The 12,147-nt window shown below is 55.9% G+C and carries 9 protein-coding genes; all 9 read right to left on the bottom strand.

What is annotated here, in order from left to right:
- Positions 1-57: 57 nt before the first annotated feature.
- From ACXJGX_RS09390 to ACXJGX_RS09350, 9 genes are read right to left on the bottom strand one after another with little or no spacing between them, the layout of a single operon-like run.
- Positions 58-1,110: an alginate lyase family protein gene (locus ACXJGX_RS09390; RefSeq protein WP_474780949.1), complete on the bottom strand. Its 1,053-nt coding sequence runs from the start codon at positions 1,108-1,110 to the stop codon at positions 58-60.
- Positions 1,110-3,881, bottom strand: a complete 2,772-nt coding sequence (locus ACXJGX_RS09385) for a tetratricopeptide repeat protein (protein WP_474780947.1) — start codon at positions 3,879-3,881, stop codon at positions 1,110-1,112. The genes ACXJGX_RS09390 and ACXJGX_RS09385 overlap by 1 nt, the downstream gene beginning before the upstream one ends.
- Positions 3,882-3,904: 23 nt before the next feature.
- Entirely contained in the window at positions 3,905-4,525 is a 621-nt protein-coding gene (locus ACXJGX_RS09380) for an alginate O-acetyltransferase AlgF (protein ID WP_474780945.1), read from the bottom strand.
- The gene (locus ACXJGX_RS09375; RefSeq protein WP_474780943.1) at positions 4,522-5,877 is read right to left on the bottom strand and encodes an alginate O-acetyltransferase AlgX-related protein; all 1,356 of its coding nucleotides are present in this window, start codon (positions 5,875-5,877) and stop codon (positions 4,522-4,524) included. Before ACXJGX_RS09375 ends, ACXJGX_RS09380 begins: the two co-directional genes overlap by 4 nt.
- On the bottom strand, positions 5,874-6,635 hold the full coding sequence (locus ACXJGX_RS09370) for a hypothetical protein (protein ID WP_474780941.1): 762 nt from the start codon (positions 6,633-6,635) through the stop codon (positions 5,874-5,876). Before ACXJGX_RS09370 ends, ACXJGX_RS09375 begins: the two co-directional genes overlap by 4 nt.
- On the bottom strand, positions 6,625-7,704 hold the full coding sequence (locus tag ACXJGX_RS09365; RefSeq protein ID WP_474780940.1) for an alginate O-acetyltransferase AlgX-related protein: 1,080 nt from the start codon (positions 7,702-7,704) through the stop codon (positions 6,625-6,627). Before ACXJGX_RS09365 ends, ACXJGX_RS09370 begins: the two co-directional genes overlap by 11 nt.
- 13 nt (positions 7,705-7,717) lie before the next feature.
- Positions 7,718-9,163, bottom strand: coding sequence for an MBOAT family O-acyltransferase (locus tag ACXJGX_RS09360; protein WP_474780938.1), 1,446 nt, complete (start codon positions 9,161-9,163; stop codon positions 7,718-7,720).
- Between the two features lie 3 nt (positions 9,164-9,166).
- Positions 9,167-10,687, bottom strand: coding sequence for a NosD domain-containing protein (locus ACXJGX_RS09355; RefSeq protein ID WP_474780936.1), 1,521 nt, complete (start codon positions 10,685-10,687; stop codon positions 9,167-9,169).
- On the bottom strand, positions 10,680-12,080 hold the full coding sequence (locus ACXJGX_RS09350; protein ID WP_474780934.1) for a mannose-1-phosphate guanylyltransferase: 1,401 nt from the start codon (positions 12,078-12,080) through the stop codon (positions 10,680-10,682). The genes ACXJGX_RS09355 and ACXJGX_RS09350 overlap by 8 nt, the downstream gene beginning before the upstream one ends.
- Between the last annotated feature and the right edge of the window lie 67 nt (positions 12,081-12,147).

Genomic DNA, 12,147 nt, shown 5'->3' with positions numbered 1-12,147 from the left:
GTGAAAGCAATCAATCGTGGATGCTTTTGCCTGCCTCAAGATCACTTATGTGGACCTCTATTCCGACAGCGTGTGGTTGAAAACGTTGTCGGCCCACAAAAGCGCCTGATCCCCCCCCAATTTGCTGTGTGACAACGGGCGAAACGTGTCAGCGTATGCATCCAGTGCGGGGTCGGGAGACAGGACCAGATATGCCTCGAGCCACGCCATTTGGTAGCTTTGCAATTCATCGGTTCCGTCGAACAGGGTCTGCGGTTCCCCTGAAATCGCGGTACTGGCCGCCCCTGTCGCGAGGTCGTCAATGGTAAAGCGCACGATCCGATCCAGCGCATTGTCACAAACGCCGCGAATAGAGAGCCCCTGTTGTTCGAGTAAAAGCGTCGTGACAACCAGCGGCGCAACCGCGTGCAGTTGATAGTGCAGCGCATATTTCCCACGCCGCATTTCTTGCGGCAGGCTGCCGTCAGCTTGGGCCTGACATTGAATGTAGGTCGCGGACCATGCGGACCAACGCAAGGCAACCGGATCGTTGCGAATTTGCCCGACAAGGTTAATCGCCAGCGTCGCCCAAGCCCGCAAATTCCCCGTTTTAGATCCCGATGTTGCGTCCTCTTCCCAGAATGTCATCTGTTCGTTGGTCCGCTTGCCCAGCCAGTCTTCAATGGCTTGTCGGGCCTGCGGATCCGACGCAAAGGGCGCGACTTGACGATAGACCATGGCAAAACCGGCCAGCCTCGCGCCGATCGAAAAATTTGCGGTGATCGTTTCCAGTTCCGAGAACGCGTCAGCTTTGGCCCATGTCAACATCTGCGCCACCACGCAATCGGCCGCCGCGGCTTGGTCGCCTTCACCCTTAGTGACGTCGTTCGCGACACGCGTCAAATCCCGCAAAAAATCATCAATAGGCCCGAGCGCGGCATTTACCTCGGCGTTGCTTTCGCTATCGATATCCGAACGCGACTTGCTTTCGGCTGTGTATCGGCTGCCAAATCCCAAGGACACAACAGGTTCGGGCGCGGTTGCGCAGGTTTCTGTATCGCTTTGGGCCAAAACCGGACTGGCCAGCGTCACGAGCAAGCCTGCCCCTGCAATTCGCATGAAATTCCGCACTATGTGTCCTCACTTAGTTTGAGTAGGGCCGTGATCGCAGCCGCTTTTTCGGATCCGTTTGCGGCGGCGCGTTCAAGCCAGTCGATGGCTGTATTAAGGTCGGCGTCTGTTCCAATACCAAATGCCAAGGCATAGCCAAATTCTGCCATTGCAGTGGTATCCCCGCCTTCTGCTGCACGGCTAAGCCACTGCGTCGAAGCGGTTAAGTCGTCACGGCTGGCGGCGTTTTCTCGCAAATAAAGCGCGTATGAGCGCATCGAAAAAATGTCGCCTGTTTCGGCAGCAGCAAGATAGATCGACGGCATATCAACCTGCTGCGCGATCTCAGCCTGCGCAGATTCCTCCGAGGCGCGATAGACGCCCAGAAATTTGCCCAGATTTGTGTGCGCAGGATCCTCAAGCGCTTGACTAATCAACCGCGCCGCACGGTCTGGGTTATAGGTCGCCGCTGAGGTGTTCAGCAACAGTTCAAACGCTTCACGAGGGGCGTTGTCATCGCCTGCCGCTGCGGCAGCTTGAAACAACTCTAGCGCTTCGGGTGCAGCGTCAACCCCCACCACTTCCAGTTTAGACTGTGCAAGATCGACCATCGACCACGCGTTATCGCCCATCAGATGTTCTGCAATGCCCATCCAGTGCAGCGCGCTTTCGGTATCGTCGATGCGTAAAAACAACCGCGCCAGCGTCATCACATTTTTATAGTCGCAAGGAATGATCCCGGTTGCACGCGACAGATATTCCCGCTGTTTTTCATCGTCCACATAGGGGATGGCAAATACCAGTGCATCGAAGTCACCGTTTGTCTCAATCACATCAGCAAACTGATCGAAAATGCGTCGTCCGCTTTGACTGTCTTCATCCAGTGACGCGAGCAAACGCATCGCAGCACCTTTTCCAGTACTCGCCGGTTCCTCCAGCAAGCTGCGGATCTCATTGGTTTGCGTCGCATCGTCGCTTTCGTATGCAATCATCGCTTCTGCAAGCGCCAAAGCCGCGGTGGCGCCTGACTGTTGATACTGCTGGCGCAATAGGTCAAAGGCCACGTCGCGCTGCTGCGCGCTTTCGGCCAGCTCGAATTCCAGATCAGCCAAGGCCTCTAGGACACTCGCATATTGGTTCGAATAGTCTTGCCAAAATGCGACCACCTCGGGCGCGATCTCTGGCGCGTTTTCAAGATACTTCAGGTAACTTGCCATCGCCCGCGGACGCCCATACAGCGCGTGCGATTGTATCAACGCGATCGTAAGCGCGTTTTCATCCGGCGCTAAGGCAAGCAGATCACGGGCGGCAATCTCGACGTTGGCGGTGTCTGTCGCGGCTTCCATAGCCTGCCAATACAATGCCTCTTCTAGCCGCGGACTGTCTTGGGCTTGGCACATAAATACGCCGTGCAACAATTTTGCCGGGGTCACACCACCCAACGCAGAGACGGAATGCGACAACAAATCGACGGCACGTTCAAAGTCTTCGGGTTTTTCGCGGTGCGCGACAAGCTCTAGCGCCAGATCGATGGCACCATCCATGTCACCCAATGCAGCCGCCTTTTCCAAATACGGCATGGCTTCGGCATGCCCTGCCCAGCGGCCTTCGCGTTCAAAAACATCTTCGGCCAAACGCGTAAAGACCCATCCACCGACATCATCAAGTTCTGCCATCTGGTGCAGCGCACGCATCCGCTCGTCTTGCAGCTCTGGATAGCGGTCCGCGTGTTTTTCTAAAAAGAGTGCAAGACGTGTCAATCCTGGACGCAAGCCCGACCTTGCAGCCGCACGGAACAATGACAGCGTTTTATTCAAATCCTGCTCGACCAGCGCGCCGGTTTCATAGACGCGGCCCAGCGCAATCTGCGCGTAGGGCAGTTGAGCATCCGCAGCTTGTGTCAGATATTGCAGTAATACCGCATTATCCTTGTCGAACCCTTCTGCCTGCATGTGAAATTCGACGATCTTCCAGGCCGAGTTGGAATCGCCAAGGTCAGCGGCAAAGCGAAACCAATCATGGGCCAATTGCGGGTTGGGCTGAACGATCTCGCTGCTGCTGTATTCGCGTGCGATCCGCGCAACGCGGTCACAGATCGATGGGTCCAGTTCACCAACCAACGATCCGAACGCCATTGTGACCGCTAGGTCGGGCGCCACGTCCCAGCCTTCGACGCCGCGACCCTCTAGTTCCATTTTGGTCAGCGTCAGCAACGCGTCGGCATTTCCGGCGTAGCCCGCATCAACCAGCAATGCGTTGGCATGATCAATATCACGCGCGACACCGATCCCGTCGCGAAAATAGTCTGACAGCGCATTTTTGAGACGCGGGGAAAGCGTGTCTTCTTGCGCCGCCAACTGTGCGACAAGCTGTTGTTGGTTAAGTTCTTCAAATGCCCCGGCGGCCACCATCGCAGAAATCCGGGCCAGCAACGCGTTATTACCCGCATAGCTTGGTTCGGCTTCGGCCAGACGCATGATGATCTGATCAATGGTCGACAGCCAGTAATTGGGGTCGATTTGTTGCAGGCGGTTGATGTCACGTTTGATCAAAGCCGGGTCGATGTTTGGCAAACGTGTGCCATCCCAATTTTCCCAATTCGCAATCGTTTCCGCATCGGGCGCGCGTGGCACACAGATGCGGGTTGGAATAATCTGCGGCGGCACGAAAGACACGTCGAGCAATTGCTTTTCCGCCTCTTGTGCATGTGTCGCCGCAGCGCCGAAAGACAGGGCAAGCACCGAAAGGATCGCTGACCAGAGTGGTTTGGATTGATAAACGAAACCGAACATGTGTTTGCTCCTGTTAAAACGAATTACTTGAGATACGAGTTTGCTGTCGCAAAGGCTGAATAGCCGTCGGCAGTTTGCAGCAAGACAATGGAAACACCCGCGCCGCGTGCCAGATCAACCGCCGCGACAGATGCCAGAACGTCGTCACCCGACCGCAGTTCAAAATCCAGCGTCAAAGGTGCCTTGATCGCGACAGACTGACCTTGCATCGGCCCGATATCTTCGATCGCCAATGCGTTGGCTTGCGGTACAAACAGATCGATATCGGGCGTATCGGTAAGGTTATAGACGGAAATGTCGGCCTTTGATGGGCTATTGGTGATGTCGTCGGTTATCACCTGCGTTTCGCCATCTTCGGTAAAGATCACCGTATAGTACGTGCTTGGGCCAGCGTCGACCGTACCGGTCCCGTTCGGCAATACGACATCAATTTCGCCAGGCATAACAATTACATAATCCGACACACCTGATGCAAGATCACGTACATTTTTACCGTTGATTGACGCAACGGTTTGGCCGGGTGCGACGACCCGAACAAAGCTTGAGTTGGGATCGGCCACGTCTTCATACAGGGTATCTTGAGCGAAGGAGGGACCAACCTGAACAAGGATGGCCGCGACGGCGGCGAAAAGCGGGCGTTTCATATTTCTTCCTTTATTTGAGTGGTGCAGGCAAAGATGCTGGGTTGGGAGGTAAATGGACCCGACATCGAAATATCGACCGATGCTGCGCCGTCAGCCCATAGTCCGGACAACGGCATGTAAAAGCGGCCCGTCCGGCTTAGACGCTCGCCTCGTTCGATGGTTTTGACCCGTTCCATCCCGTCATGGGACCGGAACAGGAAATTTGCTTGGCTTCCCGCCGCCTGATTTATGTCCAGGAAAAGCGTATCCTGTGGACCAAAATCATAGCTGGTCAAATCAACGGTCAACGTGGTGCTGTCTTCGTTGATTTTCGGTTCCAGCGGCAAAGTGCAGGTTTCGCCAGCTGCCGCAATAAGTTCCCGCATCGGCTGATCGCCGAATTGGGCAAGGTTCGTATAGATGGGGTTTTCCCAAATCAGAAACCGGGGGCGTGTTTCCTGAAATTCGGTCGACGTCAAATAAGATGTCATTGCCCCGAACTGGTTCCCGCCGGTCAGTGCATAGTTCACGACCTCAAGCTCGGAAAATTGCGCTAGAAAGCCCGGAAAGTTGTTGATCGGGCTGTCGGAAAACGATGTCCCCAGCAGGGCCACCGGCACTGTCATTTCTTCTTCGCCGAACAGATCAAGCCCCCCGTCACCCACATCAAGTGTCGGCACCTGCGTGGTCCGATAGGTAATTGTTGCAGCTTCCGGCAACGTGTTGCGGCAATGTTGTTGCAGCTCGCGGCGCATCCCTGAAAATGCGACGCCGACCTCCATCGGGACCGTCTCAAACTCGGTTTTGTCCGTGTCCGCATATTCTGGCAAAGCTTTGATGGTGTCTGCGATGGCGCGTGCGGTTTCGCGTGCCCCCGCTGCCGACCAGTGAAAGTCAGCCTTAAAGAACGGCAGCGCCCCATCCGAGGTTTCCATCATGGCTGCGCGCGCATCGACCGTGATGACCCCCGCGGCGTCAAGCCTGTCCAGAATATCGCGGTGCACCGCCGTCGCGATATCAAGGTCGAAACCATATAACGCGGCTTCTGGGGGAAGATGGTCCGGCATTGTCACACTTTTGGTTGGGATCGGCACGAAGATAAGTGTGGTGCCGTTTTCAGCCAGCGCACGCGACAGTTCCGCCATCTGTGCAACGGTCTGATCCGAAAACGGGTGGTTCATGCGAAGATCAGCATTGATCCGAAAGAACACACCGTCTTTCCCTTCCAGCACCGGAAGGTCGTCATCCACCTCAAGACCCGTGCACCCAAAATATGAATCGGCCATCACCGGACGCGCATCAGCGATAAAGGCCGACAATGTGATGCATGCAATTCCCAATACCCTTGGAATTATGGTTATCTGCTGTGTCACTGTGGCACCTCCGTGGTCGTTGTTGGTTGCTCGGCCAAGGCTTGATCGAGCAGTGGAACAAGGTTCGCGGCAACAAGCTGTGTTTCAAGCGATGCAGACGCTGTTGCAGTTTCCAAATATCCGCGCGCCCGCAGCAGATCGTCAGGTGTGTGTGCGGGGTCTTGCATGATGTTCTGCGCCAGATGCAAACCCAGGGTGGCAGCGCCTTCGCCTTGGGCCAAATCGACAAGGCTTTGAACTTCCGTATCCAGCCGTCCGAAAGGTTTTTGTGAAATTTGGTATCGGATCACGGCATCAAGCGCGTGACTGTTGCCTGCGCGTGCATAGGCAAACACGACGCCTTCCAGAACATCACTGCGCGCACGCGACAAGTCCGCGGGTTCCATCCGATCAAGTATGGAAATCAGGTGGGTAATCGCCCCGCCACGTCCGGTTGCCGCGGCCATCCCATAATAATGTGCAACGTCAGACGCGCGCACATTATCGCCTTGCGCCTCTAACCACTGCGCGAATTTATACGCCGCGAAACCATCACCCAGATCCGCCAATTGACGCATCTGAGACGTGTAAATGGTCTGGCCCTGCGTCAGCGCCTTGCGTGCCGCAATCAGTTCGGGTGTTGGCAACTGCGCCGACGATGTGATGCCGGGCGTCATCTTGACGGTGATGCGGCTGGGTGCGACCGCTTCGTCGCTGGTCTGGGCGATGACTGGCGTGGCGAGGCCACACAACAAGAGAGCGACAAGTTTAATAGACATTGGCGTCTCCTTCGTGCGGGGCCAGGCTGTCCAACAGGGATGGATCGCTCAGGTAACGCACGGGAAATTCCCAGATAACCACCGGTGGGGCATCCACTGGTTCCAGCGATGCCATGTAGGCGTGCATCGGGGCGACCGGCCCCTGTCCTTGTTCCGCGTAATTCAAAACGTCGTGCCGCAGGTTCAACTTAAGCGCTTCGACAAAGCTCCAGTTGGGGTTGGCAGAATAGCTTGTACCAACCAAGACAAGCGGCGCAGGCCCGTCATTCCCGAACAGGTCGATCTGCCCGGTCTGCTCGGCGATCTCGGCCCGATAAGGTGTCACCGTCTCGGACTTCAGGCCCACAACCGGGCCAAGGTCGTCCGACGTCACAAAGGACACCAGATCACCCACAAAATCGACGCGCTCCAGATCCGTACGGATAAACGTGTCGGTTCCCAGATCGATGGCGCCGGACGCAGCAACCTGCGCCGCGACAGTGGCAGCGCCGGTCGATGTCCAATGGGTGTCGGTCGGAAAAAACATGCCCGACTGACCGACCAGCGCGGGGCGCGTATCAACGACTGTGACCCCCTTTGCCGCCAATTCGGTCATGAACCGGTCGTACGTTTCTGCAACGGCCTGCGCTTGCGCCAGATCGCCAGCATAGGCTTGATCGATGTCGAGCTTGGCAGGCACGGGCACAATCACCAGATCGGACCCCATTTCTGCCAACGCAGCTTGCACGGATACCATCCAATCGACGGTCGTATCCAGCCCAAGGGCGTCTGCGTCCTGCGCACGGTACTCCTCGGATGTGAACAGCCACCCTTTTTCACCGGGCACGACACCTTTGCGGCCCTCGTTCAAAAGCACATAGCGCGCAGCGCCGACCCAGCTGACAGCCACCTCGCGGTGCGGCAGGTTGGCGCGGTACAATGTATCAACATCTTTGGTAAAGCCGCCTTGAACAAAGTCGTCCAACCCCGGCCCGTCCACGTCGGCCTGAACCAACGCGATATTGGCAAAAACGGCATAGCCGAAGAATGCAACGGGGGCCGCCAGCTTGGTCGCAGTTTGAAAGAGCATCTTGGGCCTCCGTTCAGAATTGAAAGTAAAGAAAGGGCGAAAAGCTTTGTTCGGCGAGCTTAAGAATGGTCACCGTCCCGATCAGCAGCACAGCCAGCGCGTTCACGACCTGCATCGTTGGGTTGGCAACAACCGTGCCATCAGATTGCACATGCCCGATACCCGGTTGCGCCGCGCCGAGTGCCGCCGAGATATGCGGTTCTGCAAAGACCACGACAATCGCCAATCCGGCCAGCAGCAAACTTTCACGGGTCACAGATAGCCACACAGCGGGATCGCCAATCAGACCGTTCAGGCCGATCATGCCCCCGTAAATCTCGAAGGCTTCGCCAACATAGGCCGCGCGAAACATCACCCAACCCAACATCACAAAGAACAGGGTCAGCGGCAACGCATACCAATGGGTTTTCGCCGCGCGATCCCAGCCGGTGTACCGCTCGGCCGCCAACAGCGCGCCATGCCAAAAACCCCAGATCACAAAGGTCCAGTTCGCACCGTGCCACAGCCCGCCCAGCACCATCACCGTCATCAAGTTCACATAAGTGCGCGCCGCGCCTTTGCGGTTGCCGCCCAGCGCGATGTAGAGATAATCGCGCAACCAGTTCGACAGAGAAATATGCCAGCGCCGCCAAAATTCGGTGATGGATTTGCTGATATAGGGAAAGCGAAAGTTCTCTAGAAAGTTGAACCCCATCATCTTGCCCAAACCAATCGCCATATCGCTATAGCCCGAAAAATCAAAATAAAGCTGAAGCATATAAGCCACCGCCCCCGCCCAAGCGAGCGCCATACCCGGATTGTCGGTCGCGAACGCAAGGTCCGCCAGCGGTGCGACAGCGTCGGCCAAAATCACCTTTTTCCCTAAACCGATGATGAACCTTGCAAAGCCGTCACCGAACATCTCTAGTGAATGGGTACGTTCACGAAACTGATCCTCAAGGTCTTTATACCGCAGGATCGGTCCGGCAATCAGTTGCGGGAACAGGGCGATGAAGGCCGCGAAATCAATAAACGGCGCGTCAGCGGTGGCATCGCCGCGATGTACGTCGATCAGATAGCTAAGCGCCTGAAACACGTAGAACGAAATCCCGATCGGCAGGATCAAGCGCCAGTGAACACCCAGCCCGGCCGCATCCGTCCCCAGCAGCATCGCAAAGCTGTCGACAAAGAAGTTAAGGTATTTGAAGACGCCCAAAACACCTAAACACCCGACCACGCCGATGATCAGATATGTACGCCCCCGCGCCGTCCCGCGGTGCTGCGATATCTTCTGGCCGATCACATAGGCAAAGGCGGTTGTCAGAAACAGCAGCCCCAGAAAATCAACCCGCCACCACGCATAAAAGATATAAGATCCTGCCAGGATCGCATAGGATTTGAACCGCGTTGGCGTGGCATAATAGACCAATAAAAAGACCGGTAAAAACAAGAACAGGAAAGATTCTGACGAGAATACCATGGTTTAGCTATCCACTTTGAAGGTGCAGGTGACGGGCGGCTGATTGAAGACTTCAATGCCGCCAGCGGTCAGGTCGATGTCATGTTCGCCGCGCAGGTCTGCAACGATCTGATGGCTTTGCGCTGCAAGATCCCCATCCAAAAAGCGCGGGAACTGGTTCTGGAAATTATTGCCATGCAGCGTCAACCTGTGCGCCGATGCCGACGACAAGCCGATGCGATTAGCCACGAAAGTATTATCAGTGACTTGCGTCAAAGTGCCGACGGGTTGATCTGCGACAAACAAACCAATGCTTTGATTGCCCAGCAACTGATTGGCCAAAACCTCAGCGTTCTGGCTTGTTCGCAGCTCGATCCCTTTTAGGGCATTGTCGATACTGATGTTTTCAGCGACGTAGATACAGTTGGAACGCGAAGCCGAAATGCCACCACCGCCGCTTTTCCAGACCAGATTTTGGCGGATAATCGTGTCATTGCTGCCGCGGTTCACTGCAATGCCGGTGCGGTCGCTGCCCAACACGATGTTGCCAGCGATCGTGGTCCCCAACGATCCGTCAGTCACCCGCAAGGCCGCCCCGCGCGCGTTATTTAAAAAGAAATTCGCGGTGATATCGGCGTCACGGCTGTTTCTTAGTTCAAGCGCACCCGCATTTGCGCCCACAAATGCATTGCCTGCAATCGCGGGCGAATCCGCGCTGTCAAACGTCACCTTTTTGACATTACGCAGCACAGAGCCGGTCAGAAATGACGCGCCAATCGGCTGGTACAGACCACGGTTTATTACGGCGACACCGGAAAAAGCCGCCGTATCCCCAAAGCCAAGGTCAGCAAATAGCGCGTTCGACATATGCGCCATGCCTGTACCGATGGTGGTCACAAACGGTGCAAATTCGACCGCGCGCAGGTTCTTTTGTGCCGTCGCCGAGATTTCTGCATCGTTGACGACCAGCGTACCCAAATTCGCGATAAAGGCACCGTCTGTCTGACTTAACCGCAAGACATCGCCGGGTGTGAGATCAAAACGCGCGTTTTGGAAAATCACCAGCGGTAACCGCAAGGTATCGCCATCAATAATCGCCTTGGGATCGGGCAGCGTTGCGGCCCAAGCCTGCAACTGGCGCAGGTCGACTGCGCCATTGCGGATGGCAATGACTTGTGGCTGTGCCACAGGTTGGGCGCGCACGATCGTAATTTGATCGTTGCTGCCAACCGCAAACGACATCTGCACCAAGGCAAGGCGCAAATCGACCAAGGTCACATCGCCATTTGCCATCTCTTGTGGCGCAGTAAAAGAATGGTTGCCATGCGATACCGTCGTCCCGACGAAATCCTCGACCAGTGGCGCCAGGTCAGACGCATGACGCAACGACGGCGCGACCTCTTGCAGCGCGGCATGAAGGCCCGCGACCTGCACACGTTTGGCTTCATAGTCCTGCATTGTCTGTGATTGGGCCACAGTGACCCCGCCACAGACAAATGCAGTCAGGCAGAACGCCAACCTGATATGAAGACGCAAATCACCCATTCAAAACACTATCCAATGGAAGAGATGGTGAAATAGAGGCATTGAGGGTCACCAGAATGACGTCGATCCGATCCGAAGACGTATTTGTCAGCTTGGTCCGGTCCAAAACATCCAGCATCGCGCGTTCGCCCTTGCCCAATGTCCGGTTACGCAACCCGTCAAACACAGCCAAACCGCCACGCCCTGCAATGATCTGCCGACCCGGCAGCGGGTCCACCGTGATTGACGACCCCGGATTGATGCTGATCATCGTCATGTCGTGATCGCGTGATGTCATCACATGCTCACTTTTGCCCCAGTGATGGTCGCGTGCGAGATGGCGCACCGATTCACGGCGCGATTCAGCCTTGAGGGTCTCGACAACTTTTTTGACGTCTTGGCATTGGCCACGCGCCGTCACCAAAACGGCATCGGGGGTATCAACCACGATCACATCAGACACACCGACAACCGCAACCAGACGTTTGCCACCACGTACCAACGTGTTCTTGGAATTAACCGAAATCACGTCCCCGGTCAGCACGTTTCCGTCCGCGTCGGCTGTCCCGATCGCGTGCATTGAGGTCCAGCAACCTACATCGCTCCAGTCAACATCAAGCGGGGCAAAGGCCACCGATTTTGCGCGTTCAAAGATCACGCGTTCAGTCGGTTCGTTTGTGGCTTTGCGGAAACTGTCCGCATGCAGCATCAGACAGTTACCTGTCCACTCTCCCATGGTGACCGCCTGACCGACGGCATCCAACGATGTTTTGTCCAGACGGGTAAATTCCTGAATAATCGTTGTGGTCGCATACAGTGAAATGCCTGACGCCCAATAGGCGCAGCCTGTACCAACTAATGTAGCCGCTTTTGAAAGCGGCGGTTTTTCAACAAACTCGGCAACCCGGTGCAGTCCACCATAGTTCGCAAATGCACCGCCATCGGTGATATACCCGTATCCTGTTTCTGGATAGGTCGGCGTGATACCAAAAGTCACGATCAGCCCATCGCTCGCGGCTTGGCGCATTGCCAAAATCGGCGTATTCAGGTTGCCCTCGATAATGTGGTCAGCGGGCAGGATCAGCATCAGCGCATCGGGGGTTTCTGCTTCGATCACCATAGCCGCGGCCAGAACGGCAGGGCCAGTGTTGCGCGCCATTGGTTCGCAAATGACAGTCGCATCACACTGAATTTCGGACAGCTGTTGCTGCACGGTACGATAGTGCTGCGCAGCCGTCACAATGACGGGCTTGCCAAAACCCTTGCTGCGGTGGCGCTGCACAGTCGTTTGAAAGAAAGTTAACGACCCGGTGCCCGCAACTGGCTGAAATTGTTTCGGGCTTTGGGTCCGTGACATCGGCCAAAGTCGGGAGCCTGTACCGCCACATAGAATAATCGGTCTAATATCTTGCATTTGTCAAAAATTCCTCGTGTGAGCCCGCTCTTTTTGGGCTGTTAGGGAAACTAAGTTGGCTCAAATT

The organism is Yoonia sp. SWMV100 (genome assembly GCF_056108365.1).
The sequence above is the reverse complement of the archived record's forward strand: the minus strand, read 5'-3'. Positions and strand labels throughout refer to the sequence as shown.